Origin of the sequence: Segetibacter sp., assembly GCF_025963695.1 — a bacterium.
Lineage (GTDB): Bacteria > Bacteroidota > Bacteroidia > Chitinophagales > Chitinophagaceae > Segetibacter.
On sequence record NZ_JAOQAH010000047.1, the window covers coordinates 54984 to 79000 of the forward strand.

General features: G+C 39.7%; 24 protein-coding genes. 13 read left to right on the forward strand and 11 right to left on the reverse strand.

The annotated features are described in order from the left end of the window. Positions 1 to 3 precede the first annotated feature (3 nt). Entirely contained in the window at positions 4 to 1251 is a 1248-nt protein-coding gene (fabF, locus tag JWR87_RS08080; RefSeq protein WP_297818074.1) for a beta-ketoacyl-ACP synthase II, read from the reverse strand. Between the two features lie 387 nt (positions 1252 to 1638). Next, positions 1639 to 2922 carry a M20/M25/M40 family metallo-hydrolase gene (locus JWR87_RS08085; protein ID WP_297818078.1) on the reverse strand — a complete coding sequence of 428 codons (1284 nt, stop codon included), beginning with the start codon at positions 2920 to 2922 and terminating at the stop codon, positions 1639 to 1641. Between the two features lie 217 nt (positions 2923 to 3139). Between JWR87_RS08085 and JWR87_RS08090 the strand changes: the two genes are divergently transcribed. Together JWR87_RS08090 and JWR87_RS08095 are read left to right on the forward strand one after the other, a co-directional pair. After that, positions 3140 to 4204, forward strand: a complete 1065-nt coding sequence (locus tag JWR87_RS08090; RefSeq protein WP_297818080.1) for a hypothetical protein — start codon at positions 3140 to 3142, stop codon at positions 4202 to 4204. Positions 4205 to 4394: 190 nt separating this feature from the next. Beyond that, positions 4395 to 5324 (forward strand): hypothetical protein, encoded by a 930-nt coding sequence (locus JWR87_RS08095; protein WP_297818083.1) that lies wholly within the window; start codon positions 4395 to 4397, stop codon positions 5322 to 5324. Here the strand turns inward: JWR87_RS08095 and JWR87_RS08100 are convergent. Together JWR87_RS08100 and JWR87_RS08105 are read right to left on the reverse strand one after the other, a co-directional pair. Continuing rightward, complete coding sequence (locus tag JWR87_RS08100; RefSeq protein ID WP_297818084.1) at positions 5206 to 5826, reverse strand: hypothetical protein; 621 nt, start codon at positions 5824 to 5826, stop codon at positions 5206 to 5208. The two genes, JWR87_RS08095 and JWR87_RS08100, sit on opposite strands and share 119 nt — an antisense overlap. Before the next feature lie 9 nt (positions 5827 to 5835). Next, positions 5836 to 6069, reverse strand: coding sequence for a DUF2188 domain-containing protein (locus JWR87_RS08105; protein ID WP_297818086.1), 234 nt, complete (start codon positions 6067 to 6069; stop codon positions 5836 to 5838). Positions 6070 to 6085: 16 nt separating this feature from the next. Here JWR87_RS08105 and JWR87_RS08110 point away from each other — a divergent pair, with 16 nt between their 5' ends. Further along, positions 6086 to 6964, forward strand: coding sequence for a hypothetical protein (locus JWR87_RS08110; protein ID WP_297818088.1), 879 nt, complete (start codon positions 6086 to 6088; stop codon positions 6962 to 6964). Between the two features lie 385 nt (positions 6965 to 7349). Continuing rightward, a complete protein-coding gene (locus JWR87_RS08115) occupies positions 7350 to 7562 on the forward strand; it encodes a hypothetical protein (RefSeq protein WP_297818091.1) in 213 nt (70 codons plus the stop codon). Between the two features lie 118 nt (positions 7563 to 7680). On the opposite strand, the gene JWR87_RS08120 is transcribed toward JWR87_RS08115, so the two are convergent. Beyond that, entirely contained in the window at positions 7681 to 7947 is a 267-nt protein-coding gene (locus tag JWR87_RS08120; RefSeq protein WP_297818093.1) for a DUF2945 domain-containing protein, read from the reverse strand. A 172-nt stretch (positions 7948 to 8119) separates the two neighbouring features. On the opposite strand from JWR87_RS08120, the gene JWR87_RS08125 reads away from it, so the two are divergent. Together JWR87_RS08125 and JWR87_RS08130 are read left to right on the forward strand one after the other, a co-directional pair. Further along, the gene (locus JWR87_RS08125) at positions 8120 to 8365 is read left to right on the forward strand and encodes a hypothetical protein (protein WP_297818095.1); all 246 of its coding nucleotides are present in this window, start codon (positions 8120 to 8122) and stop codon (positions 8363 to 8365) included. A 136-nt stretch (positions 8366 to 8501) separates the two neighbouring features. After that, positions 8502 to 9074, forward strand: a complete 573-nt coding sequence (locus JWR87_RS08130) for a hypothetical protein (protein ID WP_297818097.1) — start codon at positions 8502 to 8504, stop codon at positions 9072 to 9074. A gap of 3 nt (positions 9075 to 9077) precedes the next feature. On the opposite strand, the gene JWR87_RS08135 is transcribed toward JWR87_RS08130, so the two are convergent. Further along, the gene (locus tag JWR87_RS08135; RefSeq protein WP_297818099.1) at positions 9078 to 9494 is read right to left on the reverse strand and encodes a response regulator; all 417 of its coding nucleotides are present in this window, start codon (positions 9492 to 9494) and stop codon (positions 9078 to 9080) included. 298 nt (positions 9495 to 9792) lie between these two features. Between JWR87_RS08135 and JWR87_RS08140 the strand changes: the two genes are divergently transcribed. Then, positions 9793 to 10344, forward strand: a complete 552-nt coding sequence (locus JWR87_RS08140; protein WP_297818102.1) for a hypothetical protein — start codon at positions 9793 to 9795, stop codon at positions 10342 to 10344. A gap of 62 nt (positions 10345 to 10406) precedes the next feature. On the opposite strand, the gene uxuA is transcribed toward JWR87_RS08140, so the two are convergent. Beyond that, a complete protein-coding gene (uxuA, locus tag JWR87_RS08145) occupies positions 10407 to 11567 on the reverse strand; it encodes a mannonate dehydratase (protein ID WP_297818105.1) in 1161 nt (386 codons plus the stop codon). Between the two features lie 419 nt (positions 11568 to 11986). Between uxuA and JWR87_RS08150 the strand changes: the two genes are divergently transcribed. The 6 genes from JWR87_RS08150 (at position 11987) to JWR87_RS08175 (ending at position 18015) form a co-directional block, all read left to right on the forward strand. Next, positions 11987 to 13414 carry an NAD(P)/FAD-dependent oxidoreductase gene (locus tag JWR87_RS08150; RefSeq protein ID WP_297818108.1) on the forward strand — a complete coding sequence of 476 codons (1428 nt, stop codon included), beginning with the start codon at positions 11987 to 11989 and terminating at the stop codon, positions 13412 to 13414. Positions 13415 to 13562: 148 nt separating this feature from the next. Beyond that, entirely contained in the window at positions 13563 to 14738 is a 1176-nt protein-coding gene (locus JWR87_RS08155; RefSeq protein ID WP_297818110.1) for an amine oxidase, read from the forward strand. A 39-nt stretch (positions 14739 to 14777) separates the two neighbouring features. Further along, positions 14778 to 15365 carry a hypothetical protein gene (locus tag JWR87_RS08160; protein ID WP_297818113.1) on the forward strand — a complete coding sequence of 196 codons (588 nt, stop codon included), beginning with the start codon at positions 14778 to 14780 and terminating at the stop codon, positions 15363 to 15365. Positions 15366 to 15679: 314 nt separating this feature from the next. Then, a complete protein-coding gene (locus JWR87_RS08165; RefSeq protein WP_297818116.1) occupies positions 15680 to 16435 on the forward strand; it encodes a DUF72 domain-containing protein in 756 nt (251 codons plus the stop codon). Positions 16436 to 16567: 132 nt separating this feature from the next. Next, positions 16568 to 16942, forward strand: coding sequence for a hypothetical protein (locus tag JWR87_RS08170; RefSeq protein WP_297818119.1), 375 nt, complete (start codon positions 16568 to 16570; stop codon positions 16940 to 16942). 524 nt (positions 16943 to 17466) lie between these two features. Then, on the forward strand, positions 17467 to 18015 hold the full coding sequence (locus JWR87_RS08175; RefSeq protein WP_297818121.1) for a sigma-70 family RNA polymerase sigma factor: 549 nt from the start codon (positions 17467 to 17469) through the stop codon (positions 18013 to 18015). A 102-nt stretch (positions 18016 to 18117) separates the two neighbouring features. On the opposite strand, the gene JWR87_RS08180 is transcribed toward JWR87_RS08175, so the two are convergent. From JWR87_RS08180 to JWR87_RS08195, 4 genes are all read right to left on the reverse strand, one after another. Continuing rightward, the gene (locus tag JWR87_RS08180) at positions 18118 to 19158 is read right to left on the reverse strand and encodes a methyltransferase (RefSeq protein WP_297818123.1); all 1041 of its coding nucleotides are present in this window, start codon (positions 19156 to 19158) and stop codon (positions 18118 to 18120) included. Positions 19159 to 19243: 85 nt separating this feature from the next. Then, on the reverse strand, positions 19244 to 20116 hold the full coding sequence (locus JWR87_RS08185; RefSeq protein ID WP_297818125.1) for a M28 family peptidase: 873 nt from the start codon (positions 20114 to 20116) through the stop codon (positions 19244 to 19246). Positions 20117 to 20205: 89 nt separating this feature from the next. Beyond that, positions 20206 to 22299, reverse strand: a complete 2094-nt coding sequence (locus JWR87_RS08190; RefSeq protein ID WP_297818128.1) for a right-handed parallel beta-helix repeat-containing protein — start codon at positions 22297 to 22299, stop codon at positions 20206 to 20208. Positions 22300 to 22536: 237 nt separating this feature from the next. Further along, positions 22537 to 23931, reverse strand: a complete 1395-nt coding sequence (locus JWR87_RS08195) for a tetratricopeptide repeat-containing protein (RefSeq protein ID WP_297818131.1) — start codon at positions 23929 to 23931, stop codon at positions 22537 to 22539. Positions 23932 to 24017 lie beyond the last annotated feature (86 nt).

Genomic DNA, 24017 nt, shown 5'->3' on the forward strand with positions numbered 1-24017 from the left:
ATATTATGAATACTTCTTAAAAACAGAACTGGCTGCATGACCTCCAAAACCAAATGTATTATTAATTACATAGTTAACGGTCCTGTGGACTGACTTGCCCAGTATAATTTCTAATCCCTCAGGGATTGCTTCATCCAGGTTCTCGGTATTAATGGTCGCGGGAATAATGTTGTGCTTTACCGACAGAACACTTATAATTGTCTCAATTGCTCCTGCCGCACCCAACAGGTGGCCCGTCATAGATTTTGTGCCGCTAATAGCAACAGGTACATTAGTAAAGAGCCTTTTAATTCCGTTTAATTCGCCTATATCGCCCAGTCCTGTTGAGGTAGCGTGTGCATTTATATAATTGACTTTATCAGGAGTAATTTGGGCTTCTGCCAAAGCTTTGCTCATACCTACGAAGGCTCCTAATCCGTCAGGAGGCGTACCTGTTAAATGAAATGCATCTGCTGCCATACCACCCCCAACCATTTCTGCGTAAATAGGCGCTCCTCTTTTTACCGCATGTTCCCATTCTTCTAAAATTAATGCACCAGCACCTTCCCCCATCACAAAACCGTCCCGGTCTTTATCAAAAGGGCGCGACGCCTTTTCGGGGTCATCATTTCTCCTCGATAAAGCCTGGGCTGCATTGAAACCGCCAACAGAAGCAGATGTAATACAAGCCTCGGAACCGCCCGCCACCATAATGGTTGCTTTGCCCAGCCGTATAGTGTCAAAGGCACTTATAATAGCTGTGTTAGACGATGCACAGGCCGAAACTGTACAATAATTTGGTCCATGTAACTTATGACGAATGGAGATAGCGCCGGCGGCAATATCAACGATCATTTTAGGGATAAAATAAGGGCTAAACCTCGGGATTCCGTCGCCTAAATGAAAGTCGCGAACCTGGTCTTCAAAAGTCGCCATGCCCCCGTTTCCCGACGCCCATATTACACCTATATCGTATCGCGCTATTTCATCAATTTTAGTAAAGTCCAGTTGCGCATCTTTTATTGCCTGGTCACTTGCTGCAATCGCATAGTGCGTGTACAGGTCATACTTCTTCAATTCTTTTTTATCAATATATTCCCCGGGGTCAAAATTTCTAACCTCGCAGCCAAAACGGGTCTTAAATTTAGAAGTATCAAACTTCGTAATAGGTGCTGCCCCGCTTTTTCCGGCTACAATATTTTTCCAAAATTCATCTACCGAATTGCCTAAAGGCGTTATAGCTCCCATGCCGGTTACTACTACTCTTCTCATTTTATTCTTCTTTCGTTATACAAAGTTTCTCCTAAGTTCATCAAAAGCTGAACCATCGGTTCTTTCATGCCAGTAAAAGAACAGCTTATTTGTAATCGCATTTGCAACACAGGACCAGCTGCTTTTATAGAAATGACCGTAAAAGTAAACCCGCAAAAAGTAATAATTGAATAATCATACTAAACGCTGTTTTCCCATCTCCCCCGAGCGCTGTCATAGTTATTGTTTTTTTGGGTACCAGCATTTCATTTTCATAGCATCATCGTTGCTACGCTCAGTTCAAATTCAGTCCCGGAGTTGAAGCGGGTGAAGGCAAGAATGACCAATCAATCCTGGTCTAACCTTCAACTCGGCTTATCAGCTCGGTGTTATTCCTTGTCGCATCTGCTACTGCCTTGTAAGACGGTAAATAAAAAGAGCAGCGCGTTGTATAAGTACAGGAAACTCTTTAAGATTAATGGTTTCACCGGGAGCATGAGAGCCTATACCGCTTGCTCCTAAACCATCAAGTGCATCTACAAACTGGGCAACGTAGGATATATCTCCGGCACCTCTCCCGCCAGGGTCTCCTGCTCTTACACGCCCAACACGCATGTCTCTTGAAACTTTATCCAGTATTTGTACAAGATTGCGGTTTCCGGTTGTTGGCTCCATCGATGGTATACCATCTTCAAATGAAATTTCAGCCCGTGTGCCTGCAAGATTGTTGCTGGCAGCTATTAATTTCATTTTTTCCCTGGCTTCTTTTTTTTGCACTTCTGTCAAAAAGCGTAAATCGCCCTGTACAAATGCAGATGGAGAAATAATGTTTGTTTTTCCTGCAACCTGAGCTTTTATAGCAGCAGAGTCATAAGCAAGCTCAGAGCCTCCTACAAAAATTCCGGGATTGAAGGTTAGGTATTTTTCACTGCTTAACTGTTCACGAAATTCGTTTACAATTCGCGATGCTTCGTAAATGGCACCATAACCTACTTTAAAAACTCCTGACGAGTGCGCTTGTTTCCCATACACATTCAGTTGCCAGCCGCTTGAACCGCGTCTTGCATCCGCCACTGATGTAAGTCCACCTGCTCCTTCAAAAGCAAGGGCTATTTCTGACTGCCGCGCTCTTTCGATAAAGTCTCCACGGCTGACAGATATTGGTGATCCTGATTTTTCCTCATCACCAGTAAAATAAGCAGTAATAGTTGTATTCTTTAAAAGCTTTGAAGTGTTTAAAGCTTTCAGTGCTGCAAGTATCACCATATCACCACCTTTCATGTCATTTACACCTTGTCCCGTAGCGGTAGAGTCATTTAAAACTCTATAAGGGTTAGCAGGCATGTCTGGTTCAAAAACAGTATCAAGGTGACCTATTAAAAATATTTTTTTTCCAACATTCCCTTTCCTGTATGCTACAAGGTGCCCTGCTCTTTTTAAAGAGTCAGGTAGTGATATCCATTCTGTAGTAAATCCTATTTTATCAAATTCGCGGCGCAGTAGATCTCCTGTTTTCCTTACACCCTCCACATTTAGCGTTCCGCTATTAACATTTACTAACTGCTCAAGCATCCGCAATGTTTGAGGCATTTGTTTTTTTACATTTTCAATAATCTTCTTTTCTTCTTTGGTTAGTTGAGCGCTTGCTGCCTGTGATAATAATATGAGAAATAAGACTAAAAAATTTTTCATGATGTGTTCTTCAATTAACAATTAGAGCCAAAATAAGAATAAGTTTTCGATAATATGTATTTGAAACATTGCAAACAGAATACTTGTTTTACGCCGGTAAAAATAGGAAGAGATGTTGCAAAACATGGATAAATGCAACTTTGCCGGCATAAGTAATAACGAGGTTTTTAGCCAGATTAATTAGGCGAGGAACGATTTTTAAATATATTTGGGCCATATGAAGAAGACACTATACTTAAATTTACTTCCCTTATTGTTAGTCTTAATGACTAATTGCAGCAATAGCCAGGGGGGTAACGAGAACAAAGGAGACTCAACAGGTGCAAGCGCTGCAGGCGTGCCTGCTACAACTACAAATGCAGGGTCGGAGCAAACACCTTTTTCTTCGATGAAACCAATTGATACCGCAGCTTTTGATAGGATAAATAAAGAACTTGCCAATGGTGATACAACAGGAAAATGGCCCGTAAAAGCTCCTTATCCTACACCTGGTGCGGTTTTGCCTTTCCATAGGATTGTCGCTTTTTATGGTAACCTATATTCGAAGAGAATGGGTGCTTTAGGAGAATATCCTAAGGACGAAATGATTGCAAAACTGAGAGGTGAAGTAAAAAACTGGCAGGCAGCAGATCCGAGCTTACCCGTAATACCAGCCTTACATTATGTTGCAGTAACAGCACAAGGTGCGCCGGGAAAAGATGGTAAATTCAGGGCCAGAATGCCCTTCCACCAAATTGATACAATTATAAATTGGGCCAATGAAATTAAAGGTCTCGCTTTTGTCGATATCCAGGTTGGCCTAAGTACACTTCCTGCTGAAGTGCCGCAGCTCGAAAAATACCTCAGCATGCCTAACGTTCATTTAGGGATAGATCCTGAGTTCGCTATGATGGGTAAAGGTGGCAGAAAACCCGGATCTGTAATTGGTACGTATAATGCAGACGATATAAATTATGTTGTTGACTACCTCGCCGGTATCGTGAAAAAGAACAATATACCGCCTAAGATTTTGGTTATTCACAGGTTTACGAATCCTATGGTTAGAGATTATCAACGAATTAAAAGAGTGCCCCAGGTACAAATCGTAATGGACATGGACGGATGGGGAGATAAGATTTTAAAAAAGTCATCTTACTTGCTATACGAGAAAAGAGATCCTGTACAATTTACAGGCTTTAAAATCTTTTATAAAAACGATATAAGATCAGGTGCTGACCAATTATACTCTCCACAAGAAGTATTAAGCTTTCAGCCAAAGCCTATTTATATTCAATACCAATAATTTTAAATTCTTATAATGAAAGCCCGGCTTAGTTCTAAGCCGGGCTTTTTTGTGTCATTTTAATTGTCATTCATCTTCCTTGTAAATGCCGGAACCTTTTAATCCTGTTTTTCTGTTGACATCGCTCCCCATCCCTATTGCCTAAAGTTTAGTATAATGATTGAATGTATTCATGTTATAAAATTTAAATATGAAAGCAGCGGCAAGATGGAAGAAGGTGGTTGTATGGGCTGCTTCTATTATTGCTGTTCTGGCACTTATAGGCGTTGGTACCTGGTATTCTTTTAAAAAAGATATACAATTTGGCGATTCAAAGGCTAAGCCGGTAATTGCTAAAGAAATAAAGAAACTAGTAACAGAAATAAGCGACAGTCTTTACAACGTCGGGTTTTCGAACTTTGATTTCAATATTGATTCGGGGTACGCTTCTATAAGTAATTTAAAAATGTCTGTAGACACGGGCATATATAGAAAGCTGGTTGCAGAAAAAAAAGTTACAAATAACATAATTGCCGCCAAGGCAGATAAAATAACCATTAGCAAGTTTGGCCTTAAAAAAATAGAGGGCGAGCAAACGTTGCATATTACTAAAATGCAGATCGAAAATCTGATTGTTCATATAACTAACAAAGTGAGAAGTTATAATGATACTGCGCATAGTAAGTCGTTCATCGCAACTGCTATGAAAAGCCTTTTTAAAACAGTTGACACAGATAACATTATTGAGATGAAAATAGAAAACATGTTTTTGAATAACACGACACTCGTGTACACAAACAAGAATGAGAATAAAACTAAAACAACCAGGCTACGCAATCTTGATATATCACTTACCAATCTTTCTACGGGAGCTTTGGCCAATAAAGCCAACAATCAAAAAAATGTTGCAGTTATAAACGTTGGCCACCAAAAAGTGGTTACTACAGATAAACTATACGATATCGACTTTCATAATATGCGCATCATTTCGGCAGAGCGAAAAGTACCACTGTTAGCGGCAGTTATACTCGCTCTATTATTTCTTGGATATATTCTGGAATACTTATTTTTTCAATATAGTTTTTGGCTATTTTGTCTGAACCAAATTTTAACACTTTTTCTTCAAACAAACTTGTATTGAAATCAATAAAGTCATAGAAGGTTTTAAGTGGAGGTTCTTGTTTATTAATTTTAAGTGTCTCGCTAAACCAACTATACATACAATCAAACACTTTCTCAGTTTTGTTACTATGCACTTTAATGTCAAAACCATTGATATCTGAAATAGCTTTCATGTAATCATACTTCGTTGCTTCCAGAATCAAAAACTGTTTCTCATTTAAAGGATTAGTACCACTTTTTCTAAGTCCATAGTCTATTCCTAATTCAAAAGGCATATTCATTCTTGCAAATTCTTTAGCTTTTTTTGCCTTTACAAGTGACAAGTCATGAATACTAGATTTACACGATTTAATTATTTCCGTAATTTTTTTGAGTCGGACTTCGCCAGAATCTGAAACTTCTAAAGAAAGTCGAGGATTATATCCATTCTTAATGATAATATATAACATTGGTTTAAGCAAGTCATTAATATATGTTTCATCCAAAGGACAGTTTATAAAAACATTGGTCGCAAAATTCATTTAACGCAATTAATGTTTTTTATCTTTTGGAGGGTTAGGGTCGTCCCCGTATGAATTTCTATTTTCTATCATTCCATTGCTCTTGTGAATAAACAACTCTGTCTTTTCGGATTTACTTAACTCACGTCCGTATACTACAGCCTTGTCCTTTGTAGCAAAAGTTTTTGATGCTTTCTCGGCGCCAGACTTTTTCACCGCCCATCCTGACGATGATGGAACCACATGGTTTGATTTCTTTGCCATTTGCTGAAATTTAATTATGAAGTTAAGAAATTTTAGGGTCGTTCAGAAATTGCCGCTAACGCCCAATAGAAGAGATAAGTTTCCGAATGAGCTGTTACAAAAGCTTGCATTTGACGTAACCATAGGAAAAATGGTGCAAAAGAATGGCGAAATTCTATTTAAAATAGTGACCAGGAAATCTCAAAAAGAAGCTCGTTTTGTAATGACTAACATTCATTCGGTTAGCACAAATATTACAAACAATACAGCTGCAAAAAAAAGAAATCCATATACCAGGGTAGTGTCCGAATGTAGCATAATGAACGCAGGAAATATGAGTGCTATAATGTCATTTAATCTTGTAAATAAGAATGCACCGGTTACAATAACATCTACAGTAGGCCCAATGGATGGAACTGCATTTAGTCCTCTATCAGAAGCATTATCCTTGATGCAGGTAAAATCTGCACAAATAGAGAAAATGAAAACAAATATGAAAGTAGATGAATACTACGCCACAGGAAATATTGACTTCTATTACAAAGACATGAAAGTTAAGCTGCTCAAGAAAGATGAGGATGGTACACTTAAAAAAAGGTCAGTGATATCCTTTTTTGCAAACGTGATGCTGCCCAATGACACCCCGAAAAAAAATGGAACGTTTCGAAAAGGTCCGATTAATGTTGTAAGAGACCAGCGGGAGTCTTTCTTTGGATTCGTTTGGCGCGGTATGTTAGATGGACTAAGTTCTGCTATGTCAGGAATGGATCAGGATAAAAAAGAACCTGGCAACAAAGTGATCGAAGTATCAAAGTTATTTACCGGGCCTGAACGAGGGATTGAAGAAAAAAGCGCTGGAGGAGATAAGGAAAGGTTGAAAAAAATGAAGCACAAGCAACCTGATAAACGAAAGTAAGGATGTAAAAATAAAATTGAGTTCAGGCTTTTTAGTTTTCATAAAGCGTCATCCATACAATCGCTTTTTAAAAAAGAGAAGCTGTCTGCGACAGCTTTCAGATTTTATAAGATCGCAAACATGCTCCTTTTTTATAAACGTTTCTTCATTTTTCAATCTTCGTCAAGGTCACATTAATTATCCTGAAGTAGCCAACAACTTATACAAACAAAGTCCTATAAACTTCGTAGCCTCGTGTAATGCTGTTCTGGCACGAACTTTTTGCACTGCTGCTTAAAATGCATTAGAAAAAACAATTGCTAAATTCAAAAACTGCCCGCTACAGTGAATACTTTAAATCTTAATTTTGCTAGCGATAATATAACCACAACGACAAACTGAAAGAATGAAAAACAGGCAGATACTTATAATAGGGATGACATCGATAGCAGTAATCGGCTTGGTTGTATTATTAGCTGGCAAGGTAAAAAGACACCGCGTAATGGAAAGGCTCGACAAGATCGCCGAAGAAGGTTATGAACTAGCTGAAGATATATTATATCCATCATCAAAGCCTTTGTATAAAAAAGAGGAATACTCTTATTACAAAAATTATTAGTTGCTATTACAAGTAAATTTTTAAAAGAGGCTGCCCTAATACGAAAGGCTGCCTCTTTTTATTTAATTATAGCTTACTCAAAAGGTCCTAAAAATCTGCAACTGTCTATTCAAAAAACCTACTCCTCTTTACCTCCAGCCTCAAGTTCGCTTTCAGATTTAATTACTTCATTTCCATTTTCTTGCTTAATTACATATGAAGGTTCTTGCTTACTCCCTTTGCGCGTTACTTCTGTACCCTTTATTTTCTTTTTAATAGTCTTTTCAGATTTCTCTACAATCTTCCCCTCTGCCTGAGACTTGCCCCAATTCCAGTGTACTTTATCACCTTTTTTCATAAATTTTTTTTTATCACTAACACTTCTATCGTTCAAAATTTTTGCCAATTCCTGCTGTTTTTTTAAATCTACTAAAGTTTGTAGCCGGATTATTAAGAGGAATATAAAGGCTTTTATACTGCATTGGAAATGACAAAAATGATAATATTCATTATAGAAGTGGCCCTATTATCGCATTTTTGCAAAAGGATTACTACCGTTAAATAAAGTCACGAAAGTTATGTTGTTATATTTTGAGTTTGAGGATAAAAGAAGAAAAGCAGATGTAGAATGGCCCAGGAATAAGGGTAACATCGTTGTCCATATTAACGATAGAGAAATTGCGGCACATCTGCCAACGGATTTGTATTATGAAGTAGAGGATGGAAACAAAGTTGTTTTTACAATAGAGGATTCTTCAAATAAAAGACTGTCAGCATTACAAAGTGTTCTTGGCAAAAGATTACAGGAACTGGTTAATAAATAATTATTCACATTTAGAGGCAGCCGGCCACTTATAGAAGAGGTTATCAAGATGGCGTCTTTCAACGCCATTTAATATCCATTTTTAATTTTATTTACAATTCAGTTTGTATTATTTCGTTTTGACCAAAACCAATGCTATGAGAAAAATTTGTTTTGTTTTACTATTGATTTTACTATCAGGTAATTTTTGCAAAGCTCAATTTTATAAATCAGTTCTTCCTTCTCCTGAATTTTCTAGCGCCCTTGAAAAGATAGTGCTGGATTTTAGGCTAAATTTTTCAACAATTCAAGGAAACGCTCTTGTAAACGCAGGTGAAACCGAAACCTACGAATCAGTTGTCAAACTGCCTGGAGCAAGTGATTGTGTTATTTATAAATATCACTCTAAAGCTGATACAACTGCCAGTTGGCAAGGTACCATGTACAAAGGCGATGACTATAAAGAAGCCTGTAAAATCTATGAGAATGTTTTTAGACTAGTGAAGAAAAGCCAGGTGCGGTGGATAGATAAAACTTTTGTTGGCTTTAAAGGAGACATGGAAAAGCCTGCGGAAGAACTGAAATTTACAGTGAGTACACTCAATTTTGAGCTAGACGATAAAAGGTATAAAAATTTCCAGGCAGATATTGAAATAATCTCGAACTACAACGGATGGGAGGTGCATTTAAATCTGCAAACTAAACATCCTGATGATAATGCTAATGGTTAATTTTTATGGCTGGTAAACGCCTGAAAATTTAGATAGTTTAGAAAATATGTCCTTCATACTATACGGCTTTTCTAAGAAATCGGTTATCCCTAATCGTTTCAGTTTCCATTTCTGTACGTCTGAAACTGCCCCCGAATTAATTATTATAGGTATTTGAGAATCTATCTCCCTTTTAATACATTCCGCTGCTTGTAATCCATTCATAACTGGCATTTCAAGATCCATTAAAATGAAATCGGGCTTCAAACCTTCATTCAACTTTTGAATGGCTTCCGCACCATTTAAAACAGTAATGGTCTTCATTCCTGCATTTTCCATTATTTTAGAAATTACAAGCTGATTCATTTCATTATCATCTACATTCAAGACCACCTTTTCAAACAATTCGGGAAAGGTGTCTCTATAAATATTGTTCAACATAAAGCTTCGATTACGGGTTAGCCCAGAAACTTTGTCAAAAACAGTTCCAACCCTTCATTTGAGTTTTATAAATAAACCTATATAATATATTCGATATGTCCATCTTATTACATTAACAAGTTTCTAAACGTTACCACGTTTTTTCTATAGATAATTTAATCACGACATTGCCCCTGTTGCTTTCGAGGAAAATTTCGGCGAGGAAAAAAATGGGGAATCTGATTCGAACAAAATTTTACTCAATGAAAACTTCTTATAAGAAAACAATAATTAATTTTAATCAGTAAGAAAGCACATCATGGATAATCCCAATTTTATAAAAGGAACCACGGAAGAAGAAATTTGGAAACAGGTTAGTCAGCAGTTTATCCAAAACCCTGATCCCCTTGAATATGCTGTGGTGATCGCGCACGACAATCACCAGATAATTTTAAATATAGATATAGATCTTGGTGGCGGATTTGAAAGTGGATACGAAGCCACTTCGTTTACTGCTCCTTTGCATGCCGCAACCGACTTTCGTTTCGCCATACACCCGGAAAATTTTACAGATGAAATCGGAAAGTTTTTTGGAATGCAGGATGTTGTAGTTGGTTACGACGACTTTGATAAAAAGGTAATTATAAAAACAAACGACAAGCAGAAAGTAAGTGAACTGTTTTCCGACGAATCAGTGCGTGCAGTGATCCAAAAGTTAGAAAATTTCACTTTCAGCATTGCCACACACAACGCTACTGATAGTACAGATAAGACCACTTTTCTGGAACTGGTTATCGAAAGGGGAATTACTGACTTAGATGAATTAAGAGCTATTTACAGCGCTTACTATTCGGTGCTCACAAAACTTTAAAATGCTGCAATGTAGCTGCTTAAGCAAGCATATATAGTTCCCCCGATTTATAATACGAATTACTAAGGCATACTTCTTGAAATTCCTAATTCCAATCCCCTTAGTTCAGCAAGTCCGCGCAAACGTCCGATAGCACTATATCCGGGGTAAGTTTTTTTCCTTAAATCATCCAGCATTTGGTGACCATGATCAGGGCGCATTGGAATAGAAATATTTCTCTTTCGCATCACGGTTACAATTTCCTTTACTACCTCATACATATCTGCATCACCATCTAAATGATCGGCTTCATAAAAATTGCCTTCTTCATCTCTACGCGTATTACGAAGGTGAAGAAAGTGAATGTGCTCTCCCATCCGCCTAACCATTCCTGGCAAGTCGTTGTCTGCCCTTACTCCATAAGAACCTGTGCAAAAACAAAGTCCATTAGCAGGAGAGGGAGCTGCAGCTAATAATTCCTGTGCATCCTGTTCTGTACTTACAACTCTCGGTAAACTTAAAATAGGATAAGGAGGATCATCAGGATGTATCGCCATCTTTAAACCCATCTCCTCGGCAACAGGCACAACTTGTTGAAGGAAGTAAAAAAGATGTTGTTTTAATTTTTGTGCATCAATTCCTTCGTAGGTTTTTAGTGCGGCCAGAATTTGCTCTTCAGTAAACCGCTCCTCGCTTCCGGGCAAGCCCAATAGGGTGTTTGTATATAAAACGTCTTTCTCTTCGTCTGTCATCAAACCAAATCGTTGCTTTGCCTTTTCGATCTGTTCAGTAGTATAATCGTTTTCCGCTCCCGGCCGTTTTAAAATATAAAGATCAAATGCAACAAAAGCCGCTTTCTCAAAATACAAAGCCTTACTGCCATCCTTCATTGTATACGAGATATCTGTACGCATCCAGTCAAGTATAGGCATAAAGTTATATGTCACCACCTTTAAGCCACACTGTGCTACATTTCGCAAACTCTGTTTATAGTTGTCTATGTATTGGCGGTAATTACCTATTTGTTTTTTAATGTCTTCATGCACCGGAAGGCTTTCAATAACAGTCCATGTTAAGCCGGCGGCCTCTACGGCTGCTTTCCTTTTGCTTATTTCTTCTGTTGACCAAATTTCCCCAACAGCAATGTGATGTAAGGCAGTAACAACTCCCGTACATCCGGCCTGCCTGATATCCTGTAAGCTCACGGGATCGTTAGGGCCATACCAGCGCATCGTTTGTTCCATTAACATAATTCGTTATTTTTTATTTTGTACTTAGCTTTTCGAACCCGTATTCAACATTGTTGTGTCACTCACTTGTACTTCCAAAACGCTATTCAACCATTCCTGATGGCAAATATGATCAAAAATAAAGGGTAACTAACCAGATAAAAAATTGAAATTATCTCTAAGTTTAAAAACGCAGGATGAAAACAGAATAAGCTGTACGAGAGTGTCATCATTAAACCTGCCCATGTCTTGCGTCTAATAACTCTTATAAGTCCCGTTATTGAGAGGAGGAACGACCTGGCACCCTGAAGTGCTTAGTATAAGTGCCTTACTATTTGTAAAGCCGATTGCTTCGTTGTCGTTCCTCCTCAAAATGACGAGCATTGAATTTTCAGTAGAAGGGTGCGACGCAAGTATGTTTCATCGTAGAACAAATGCCGGTAACCAAAACATTCCTGGTGGTAGAGTACGCTAAGCAACAAAAGATTATGGAAGATCTTTTTGCCGGGCCCTTAAATTTCCTTGTTCTTTCCACTTCTTTTAAAGAGTATTGTCTTATGGATGTTATTATTATCGGAGCGGGCGCTGCAGGTTTAATGGCTGCAAAACAACTATCGGATGCGGGTTTAAAAGTTTGTGTTTTAGAAGCCAGGGAGCGTGTTGGCGGCCGCATTTGCCCTTTTATGAAATCAGAAGGAGGTGCAGAATTTATTCATGGTAAGCTTGCAGTAACGCTGAATTTATTGAAAGAAGCAGGAATAGAAAAGCAGGAGCTCACAGGTGAAATGAAGCAATTTATAAAAGGCAAATGGAGCAGGGAAACCGAATTTTTTCAACATGCAGGAACGGTGATTGAAAAATTGAAGGAAATTAAAGAAGACATCAGCCTCGCTACATTTTTGAATACATATTTTGCTGAGGAACAACAGCAGGAAATAAGAAGTGCTCTTACCTCTTACGTGGAAGGATATTATTCGGGAGAAATTTCGCGGGCCAGTGCAAAATCTTTTTTAAAAGAATTACTGAGCGAGGATGAGCAGCAATACAGGCCCGTGGATGGGTATGGAAACATGATAGAATGGCTGGCCAATTACAGCAAAAAAGCAGGCACAATCTTTAAACTTTCTACGATAGTTAAAGAAATCCGGTGGAGAAAAGGTGAGGCCGAGGTAGTTGATGAGGCAAACCAGGTGTACTTGGCCGATAAAGTAATTATTACAGTGCCGTTAGGCGTATGGAACGCAAATGAAAAGGCAAAAGGTGCCATAATTTACAAACCTGCCCTTACGCTGAAAACACAGGCAGCAAGTGAAATGGGCTTTGGATCGGCAATGAAAATTTTATTGAAGTTTGAGGAAAGTTTTTATAAAGAAGGGTTTTTAAAAAAGCATGGTGAGGCAGATTTTTCAAAACTGCACATGGCTCTTACTGACCAACCAATTCCAACATGGTGGACTCAGCACCCTAATGATTCTTCCGTGCTTACAGGCTGGTTGTCAGGTCCAGGGGCAGTTGAGATAAAAAATGAAGACGATGAAGCTGTTTTGTTAAAAAGTCTTCATTCTTTGAGTTGGATTTTTGATATCGACCTCGGGCAACTGAAGAAAAATCTTGAATGGTGGAAGGTTTTTAACTGGACAACAGACCCTTTTACACTAGGCTCATACTCTTACTCCACGTTGCAGACTGCATCAGCAAGAAGATTGTTAATGGAACCGGTTGAAGATACTCTCTTTTTTGCGGGCGAAGCTGTATATGAGGGGCCGGAAATGGGAACCGTGGAAGCTGCATTGACAAGCGGAAGAGATGTGGCAGCAACCATCGTGATAAAAAAAGGCAGTCGTGATAACGAGGTCGGTTAGATGGCCTTTTAGAATTTGTTATCTGCCTTACAAGCGACGCTCCTTATTAGTTTTAAGGAACTAAATTAGAAGTATTTACTTTTGCCCGATTTGTCATTCCCCCTATTTTTGCCATTAATAAAAAGGCCATTGCCTCGAATATCATTGTATGTGTAACAACCCTTTCAGTTCTTTTTGGATGGCCGGTTATGAGTGTACCGACAAATTAAACGCGTATGGTAATCGTGTCGACTTTTTACAAGAAACAGGTCATCTTCAATTGATTGATAGTGACTACCAATCTTTGGCACAATTTAATATTCGCACGGTTCGTGAAGGTATTCGATGGAGTAAAGTAGAAACACGCCCGTATCACTATGACTGGAGTACGGTAAAGTTTATGCTTGAACGTGGAAAAGTTAATGGAATACAGCAGGTTTGGGACCTTTGCCATTTTGGTTTTCCGGATGATCTTACGCCACTGCATCCAATGTTTGCAAGGCGTTTTGCTGCTCTTTGCCGTGCCTTCGTAAAAATGTATCGTGACTTCGATCCTTTTGGTACGCTGATCGTAACACCTATTAATGAAGTAAGCTTTCTAGCGTGGCTGGGCGGGGACAAGTGCGGCACTTCCCCTTATTGCATCAATTATGGCTGGCAGGTTAAATACGCTTTGATGCGTGCTTATGTAGAAGGTGCAGCCGCGCTAAAAGAGGCAGATCCTTCTATAAAAATACTGACTACAGAACCTTTGATAAATGCCGTTCCCGAACTGAATGCGCGACCAGAAAGAGTAGAAGACGCACGCATTTGGCACAACTATCAATACCAGGCAGTAGATATGCTTTGCGGCTTTGTTAGTCCGGAGTTGGGAGGGAAACCAGAGTACGTGGATATTGTTGGAGTGAATTATTACTATGAAAACCAATGGGAAATTGATATTTGGAAACCCCTTCAGTGGAAAAACGAACCTGCTGACCCTCGTTTTGTTCCACTGAGAAACTTGTTACTGCAAATTTATGAGCGTTACCAGAAACCTATAGCGCTTACAGAAACAAGTCATCCAAAAGAAGACAGGCCCGACTGGATAAATATGATAGCCGAAGAAACCGCGGCAGTTATTGAGCAGGGTGTTCCTTTTTATGGTATCTGCCTTTATCCCATTATAGACCGACCGGACTGGGATCACCTGACCCCCTGGCACAATGCCGGTCTTTGGGATGCTGAGTTGAGGGAGAATGAACCGCCAGCCCGAGTGCTTTATGAACCCTACGCCGAGGCTTTATTAAAATGCCAGGACTTGATTGATGAAGTACAGGAACAAGCCAACGTGAAGGTTGCTTAGAGTGGCATAAATTTTTTACGCGTTGTGGTAAATTAGATTATGAGTACCAACGACAATGAAGCCACTCAAAGCGATGCTACCAATAACAGAAATGCAAATACATCAATGAAAAGTATGTTGGCTGAGGATATTCATGACTCGCCGGAGGATGAGGAAAAGATGAAATCTGAAACAGTCATTATTGATCTTCCCGATGTGAGCGATATTCCTGGCCAGGAAAATATTGTAGTTCCAAATATTGGTGAAATGCAAGACACCACTATTTCATCAGACGATGAAGAAGGTCTTGGTCTTTTCGATGATGAAGGTGATGAAGATACTGACCTGGTAATGGGGACAGAAGCCGACGTTTCGGAAACAGAACAAACCATGTTGCAAAGGGCCGATGAAGACATGCCAGATGAAGATGACCCGTTGCTACGGCAGGCGGAATTAGATAACACCGATAACGAGGGAGACGTATTGAATGAAGGAAGTCTTGCAACAGACGTTGGAGGTGGAGACTTAGATACTGCTACTAACGAGGGAGACCTTGATAACGATGCTATGGGACAAGGTGATGAAGAAAATGCAACTTACAGCCTCGGTAGCAACAGCAACGATAATGTTACAGAGGGCACTCCATAAAGTTATTAAACCAATTAGTGGATTTCCCCAAAGTATGGCCGCTGGGAAAGCATAACAAATGCGCTTGTTTTTTAAAAGTATTACGATTGGCTCTGTAGGTGCTGCCCTGGCACCTATTTTTATTGGAAGCAAAAAACCTTATTCGTACTCCTTCCCCACACCCTGACTCTTCGAGCCCCCCGATTTCAAGGAAAAATATATTTTCATGAGCCAAATATTATTTCTATTCGGCTATAAATAGCATGAGGATGAGCCAAACAGACGGTTATTCGGCTCACTTCATTTAAGGAATAACTACCGCAAATGTTGATATTATGAGCAGTTTAGCCAAAGGCATTTTTAGAATAGGAACAAGCGGAATAGTGGTCCCCGGAACCAAGGAATCTTTTCCTCCCGAATTTCAACTTAAAAGCCGGCTTAACTACTACAGTTCACTGTTTAATACGCTTGAGATAAACAGCACCTTTCATAAACTTCCAATGACGTCTACTTTTGAAAAGTGGGGTGCCGATGTTTCTGAAAACTTTCAACTAACCATTAAGCTGTGGAAACAAATTACTCATATAAAAAAACTGAAAATTGACCTGGATAATATACCGCTGTTTTTAAAAGCAGCCGACCGGGTTGGAGATAAAAAAGGCTGCTTACTTGTCCAGTTTCCCGGCAGTATTACATTGGAGTTTTATAACGAAGTGGAGCAAATTTTATTAAAGCTCCATGAAGTTGATAGGGATAGTGTTTGGAGAAAAGCAGTTGAGTTTAGAAGCGATACCTGGTATGTAGGTGAAGGTTACGAGTTGCTAAAAAGCATCAATGCATCTTTGGTTTTGCATGACATGCCGAAGTCGAAAAATTTACAACCAATGGAATGGGATAAATTTTTCTACTTCCGGTTTCACGGACCAACCGGTAATTATAGGGGGAGTTATAGTAACGGGTTTCTACATGAACAATCAGAGAAAATACGGGTCTGTATTGACCAGGGAAAAGATGTATATGCTTATTTTAACAATACTATGGGCACTGCTTATGATGACGCTATGTGTTTAAAGGTAATGGTAGAGAAATAACAATTACAACACGTGTTTGCTTTTAAGCAACAGCAACAACCGCTTCAGAAATAGCTTCCGTAAAAATTCACACTACCATAGCGTCATTGCTAAATGCGTCTTACATGAGGAAAAATTTTCGCTTGAAATGGCATGATATTTTACCCCATTGTTGAAAAATCATTCATCATCAAATTAACAGCAGGAGGTTTTATGATAACTATTGAGGGAATTACTTTACCTGTATTAGCTCCGGAAAAAGAAGATCGGTTTAGGGAAGAAAATGGCCAGCAACCAGGTTATGCCCGGATAAACGGAGCGGGAACGCTAGTGATTACAAACACAGGCGGCTCTAGCGCATCAGAAGGCGGTATGGGAAGTGGAAGTGAAGATGACCGGGAAAAAGGTAGTCTGTCTAAGCCGGGAGAAAAGGGCGGCTCAGTAAGTACTGATGACGACGACGACACTACATTTGATCCGATAAAAAAGAGTGTGAAAGAAGCAGAAAAGGCAAGGGACAAGGAGTAGAATAGTATGTTGACATAGCTGTAACCAGTTGCGATACATCTGCGAGTTGACTAGTTGATTAAAGACAAATATTGTACAAGTGTGCGACGCAACAATGTTTAGAATTGGTGAACTGCTCGTCACGAAAAAAAATCACAAAGCATAAAAGAAGCCGGCAAGATTAGCCGGCTTCTTTTATATATCTAAAACTCCCTTTCATTTCTGGCTGCTTAACGCAGCTTTTTGGTGGTGAATTCTTTACCGCGCGTTGCAGTGTTATGAACTAGGACGCTACACTTGAAACCGGGTTTTTTTTAATCATTGTCTACGGGTAATTTTTAAACTTTGATGAGTGGGTTGTTGTATTCTATTGGTCTTAAGTCAACTCTTTTAAGAGAATGCCTGTAAGATATTGAGTTTCAAATTTGGCAATTAATTCCAGTAATGGGAAGAATTCTACATTCCCCAGTTTGAGATGTAGTTGAAAGACAGGCTGTTGCTAAACGGCATATTCATAGACTGATAGTGGTAAATCAATATCTATTATGAATACACATTCTACTCAAACTGAAGCATCACTTATTGCAAGCTGTATAAGAGGGGAAAGAAAAAGTCAGAAAGCTTTGTACGAATTGTATAGTGCAAAACTATATTCTATTTGTTTTAAGTACACTAAAAATTCAATGGACGCAGAAGACGTATTGCAGGACGGCTTTGTGAAGTTGTTCTGTAACCTGCACAAGTTTAAAGGTGAAGGCTCGTTTGAGGGTTGGATGAGAAGAATTTTTGTAAACACAGCTATTGAACATTTACGTCGGAAAAAGTATGATACTAAAGATTGGGAGTCTTTTGGTAACACCATCTTAGACAAAGAGCCCACCGCGCTGGATCTTTTATATAAAAAAGACCTGATTAAAAGTTCGCAGAGCTTAAGCCGTGGATACAGAACCGTTTTTGATCTTTATGCAGTGCAGGGTTTTTCTCATCAACAAATAGCACGGCGATTAGGAATTAGTGAGAGCACCAGCAAATCGCAGTTTTCGAGAGCTAAAGCCCTACTGAGAACAGTAGTTCAGGAAAGGCGGTCTGCGTAAGCGGCAGAACGTTATCAGGTGAAAACAGTGTTGCGGTTACTATGGCACCCTGTGATTTTGCAGCCAGCCATAGTAACCACACAATTCCTAATAACGGCCCTTCTAGCCGGGTTTTACAGCAGAGATCAAACCGTAATCCATTAAGGTTGAAATGTTTTCCATCTGTGGTATCAAGCCTGCTTGGGAAAACCAGCTTCGGTATTCTTTCCTGCTATAAGCACGACCCTTCGTTGCGAGAAAGAGCATGGCAGAATAATCGGTAATTGCAAGGGGGCCATCCAAACGATCATTTAAAAAGGCATCGTGTACCCAAAACTCACCGCCCGGCTTTAGAGCGTGAGCAAATTTTATTGCAAGTTTTTCACATGTCTCGGTCGGCCAATCGTGAAAAAGGCTGGCAGCAAGCAAAATGTCCGCTGCAGGAAGTTCATCTTGTAGCATATCTCCGGGTAAAAAAGTAACGCGCTCTTTTAGTAAATTCCCCTCTTCAAGCTTATTGCTACAGAACTCGTTTAACAGCTCTGCAGCAACTTTCAATACTTCGGGACGATCAAAAACAATTGCGCGTGAAGATGGGTTTGCAACAAGCCATTCGTAACTATAATAACCCGTGCCCGCTGCTACGTCTAGTAAAACGCCTTTGTGTTTTGATATTTTACCCGCCACAACAGGAGATAAATATTTCGCTCGTCCAGCTAATGCCATGGTAAAAAAACGGGCAGCATCCGGATCATCCATTGGAGAAGGAGCGTCTTCATCCTTTACATATGACAAACCCTTATTTCCCGCTGCCGGCCCATCATTTCGTAGCCACTCTGTCATCTGTATCACACCTGTATCTTCTTTTTCCAAACCTGCATAACCAATCAAATTAACGGGACTGGCTGACGTAAGATATTTCCCCGTTTCGGTAAGTTGAAGTTTCCCTTCCGCACCATAGTCTAACAAATTCATTGCACACAAAGCCGGAAATAAAACCATTGCCGGCCGTTCTTTTAAGTGTAGTCTTTGTTGCAGTTCTTCAATTGATAAAGGCTCTTTACTTAGTTCTTCAAAAACTTTTAGATGGTGAATAGCGGCAACTAAAAGGTGAGAACCGGCTTTTGCTCTGAGGTGCCGGGTTATTGGAGCAAGGTCTAACATGCAAGAAATACTATTTGACTTTTTGACAATGCCGCAGCTAAAGCGGTATAATGAGGAGGTTCAATGTGTAATCGTTGATCCGTGGTTACATCTTTTCATCAATCTTTTTTACCACTTGTTTAATCACTTCCACGGCTTCTATAAAGAACGGCTTATTAATAGTTTTATATTCGTCTGTTGCCTTATGATAATCCTTGTGATCTTCTACCCCAAAATATAGAAAGGGTATTCCTTTCTTATTAAACGATCCATGGTCACTTTGGTTCGTCCAATCATCACTGCCTGATTTCGGATCATCATGCCCCGGAATTAATTTTAGAGTTCCAAGGGCTGTAGGCAAATATTCTTTAAAGCCGGGAGTTTGAAACGTGCCTGAAACATACAGTTCGCCTTTATCATTATGACTAATCATGTCCATGTTAATATCTGCTTTGATATTTTCGAGAGCAACGGGCGGGCTCGCAACAAAAGCCTTTGAACCTTGAAGTTCGGCTTCTTCTGCGTCAAAAGCAGCGAATATGAGGGTATTGTTTGGTTTGTTTTTAGCAAAATAAGCAGCAAGCGACAACAGGCCCGCAGTGCCGGAAGCATTATCGTCGGCTCCATTAAACACTTCACCATTAATTACTCCTACGTGGTCAAAATGGGCTGAGATAACAAGAATGTCTTTCTTTTTTCCGGTAATGTAGCCAATAACATTTGCCCCTTGAATTTCTCCGTTAGTGCTGTTTTTAAAGGTAAAAGGTTGGAGGTAGTTTGACGCATAAGATTTGAGACCGAGCTTTTTAAACCGGCTGGCTATAAAGGAGGCCGCAATTTTGTTTTCCGGTGTACCTGTCTTTCTTCCTTTCATTTCGTCAGAAGAAAGGTATTCTACATCCTTAAGCAACTGAGAGGAAGCTATTTTTTGGCAATGAGAAAATAAGGGAAAGACTATTAATAATAGCAGATATTTCATGCGGTAAAAGTAAAGCAAAAACCATCTTGCAAGCTGGCAATAAACCTTCATTTGAAACGGTGAAAGTGCCGGCCGTACTTTTATTAAACTTAATAGCGTGAATTCTTTGCCTTCTTTCTTGGCCCCACTGTTTGCATGTCTATGGCCTGAAATCCCATCCTAAATGCTGCCGAGTTTTTCTGCAAGCTAAAGTTGAAATGAGCTGCATCAACAAAAAGAGGGTTAACAAAAGAAGAATGAGTGTCCTTTCCGTTTTGTTGCCATTCTTTCCATTTCCATTTATTGAAAACTATGCTATCAAGGGCGACGGTTGGATTGTAGTAAATATTATAATCAGCTTCGAAGGTACTTTGAACTTTTTTGACCCCGGTTTTTTCATTTGGATGAAAATAGAAATCGTAGGCTTTGTCTTCCCAGTTTCCGTCAAACAGTTTTCCTTCTTTCCAGTAGACGATGTTATTTTCAAAGTACACGCTCTCGTGCGGGTCTACCCGGGTTCGGTTTATTTGCTGCAATCTGCCAAGAGCAAAAATGTTATTACGCACCGTCAACTCCTTTGCGTAATGAATATTGTAACCGGCGAACTTGGTGTTATAAACAATGTTGTTTTCCACCAAAATATGAGTGGAGCCTTCGTCATTATAAATTCCCCAGCCCCCGTAATTGTGCGAGTCTACATCGTGTATAAGATTATTCCGAACAACAGTGCCGGGCGAAACTCCCAGTGTATATACCGCTCCCATGTCTGACAATAATCCCTGCCCGATGTGATGAATGTAATTGTATGCAACCACGTTATCCCTGCTGACACTTCTTTGGTAACCCCATTCCCAACCGACAGAAACACCGGTATAATAGCCATGATGAATATTATTGTGAACGACTTCGTTGTTTCGCGAATGCATTAACAGCACACCAACAGCAGACGGGAAGATGGTACCGTAGTTACTGATTTCATTATCGCTTATGATGTTGTGGTGGGTTTGCAGTAAGGGCGTTTCACCTGCTTTTGCGCCATTCATTTTAAAGCCTCCGGCAGCAATATTTGTAATGGTGTTATAAGTAAACTGGTTGTAAGAACACCCCTCCGCCAGGTTAAAAGCGAAGCCACCTGTATTGGTTATGGTACAACGATCGAACACACACCGTTGTGCTCCTTTTAAGTTTATTATGGCAGCAATGCTTGACGATCCCTGGGCATCATTTGTATTTCCTGCAGGTAATTGAACATTAGCGTACTGAAAAATGATATTGCGGAAGTAAATGTCGGTAACCGGCTTTTCAAGTGCATTTCCTGCCAGCGTTATAAATCCGCTTGTGACAGGTGCCCACACCTCTGTCTTGCTCATGTCCTCGCCGGGCAAAGAGATGTAATATAATTTCCCCTCCTTTTTATCGAGGTACCAGTCTCCCGTATCCTGCAAACCTTCCCAAACATTTTCTACAACATATCTCGCACCGTCATTATTAAAGTCGTCGGTAAACACTTTGCCGGAAGGATATTTAAAATTGACGGTATGAGTGCTATCATTTACAGACTCTATCGTGAGGTGTGTATCGGTCCAAAAATGATATGCAATCACATCAATGTCCTGTATATTCTTCCATGTTGATTTCATATCTCCTTGCGCAAACTCAAATCGTTTGCTCTTTGTCTGGTATCCTGCTTTTAGATCTCCATCCGGAAAACCTTTTACCCTGTAAAAACCCGTCTTTGGAAGCCTTGCCCTTTTGCGCTCTTTTCCGTTTACAAATAATTGAATAAACGACCATCTGCCGGCCTTGACCTGGGGAAGTTCTGCCACCCAAATGTTATCCTTATATCTCCTCCATCCCGTAATTTTTTCGCCGCCATTCAATACAACTCTGTCTTTGTTATAAGCACTGTATATGACCGGCCCAGATTGCGTTCCTCCATCTTCGGCTGTTAACAAAAGAGGCTCTTTTATTTTATGTTCACCCTTTAGCAAGTATACATATGTTGTGTCTGGTGAACGTTGTTTTCTATGTGCTCTAACAACATCCCGTGCTTTTTGCAGAGTAGCGAAAGCCTGGGCAGGTGACAGACCGGACGAAGCATCGTTGCCACTTACTGATACAAAATATTTTACCGATTGTCCCTTTGACGTACCCGATAAAATGGAGAATAGTAATAAAATCATTAATTGTACAAAATGCTTCATAACGTTTTTCTTGGGTAGCTAAGATAATTATATTGGGCATTTGCAGATAAAACTTGTGCACGAAATGAAATCGAACATTTCCGGCTTTGATAGGGCTCTTACTTATATGCCAGATTATAAGTAGTGTAGGTAGTGCTTTTATGTACCGGGCGAATTGCTACTATTAAGCACTGTTGTGTCACACCCTTGTACTATAGCTAGCTGAAGCAACAGACTGCAGCTGCTAAGCCGATCTATTTATACGGTTTCTTTAGCACTAAGAAAATGGCCGTATTTATTTATCAGTTCTTCCAGTTTTTCTACCTGCTCATTAAATACCTCCATCATCCAGGGTTTATGCTCTATTTGCTGCGCTTGCTTGCGGGCTTCCAAATATGCTTCCTTGTTTCCTAAGCCAAAATAGGCTTCGGCCCTGTTGACAAGTATCCAGAATTTCTGTTCATTCTCTATTGCCTGCTGGCTTTTAGCAAGCTCATTATCCTGTTGCAGTACTTCTTCTTTTTCTGCCGAGGCATTTTCCGAATATTTTTTCCAGTCCTGCTCACACATTTTTAGCGTTACTTCCCGTATGCGGTTTGCTAATATCATATCCGCTATCTTGTCTTGCACTGTGGGATATAAATTTGTATCAACACGGTTATCGATAAGAAATGCAAGGTTAATTGCGTTGTACCTGTTGTTAAGTAAAAAATAAGCCCGCTCATAATATTGAATCGCATTTGCCAGGTGGTCTTCACCCTGCCCTTTAAAAAAAAGGCGCTTTTCTATTTTTGCTGCCAGCGTTACCGTTTCTGCATCATTCGTATGCTGAAGATCCAGGTCGTCTAAAATGTCAATTGCATTATGGAGGGCAGTAAGTTTATCTGGTTTTTCTGCCTTATAAGTCGCCAATGCAAGACGGTGAAAAAGATATGAATTGGAAGCAATAAGTTTAGGATCGGTTTTGCAGTTCGAGATTTTTATAGCGCTGTTTAAAAAAACTTTCGCTGTTTCATACTCTTTACTTTTAAGTGCATCTTCTGCTTCCTTCAATATAACGGCAAGGGTTACCCTGTTGTTTGGGTTTTCGTCGTCATTGTTTTTTATTGCTGCGCCAACTTGCTGTGCCATTTCTTCAGCTTTCTGCTGCAGCTTTGGAGGAATTAATCCACTTAAAAAAGTATATACAGGACTGTCGGGATCTTCTATTTTTAAAACGGCATCCAACGTATCACTTAATACTTTTTGAAATCGCAGCACTTCAGGGTAATCAATGTTTTCTCCGAGGTGGCTGTATTTAGTTATAAGTATATGGTTTAAATCAAAAGGATAACACATTTGTTGTTCTGAAATTACAATCGTTGTCCGGGGGCGCATCGCATGCCTTACACCCAATTCATAAAAGGCATTTGCATTAGCTGTTGAGATGTCAGCAACTACCACATCTGCTGAAAGCAACTGCCGGTACATGGGCACATCAATAATGCCGGCATGTCGTATTTCATCGGCGCGCACACAGAGCAATCCTTTACTCTCAATAACCGGTTTAATAAGCTTGTGATACGTTAAGTCCAGGTTTAGTTTACGACCGGTGGCCAGGTCTGTTTTAGTACCGAAGCCCATGACGACGAAACATTTTTTTTGCTCTGGCATTGTAAAAAACAGTTTGATGATGAATAGAAATTTACATCATCAAACCGCGAAATGCAAGTAGTGCGGTGGGCATAATAACTTATTGT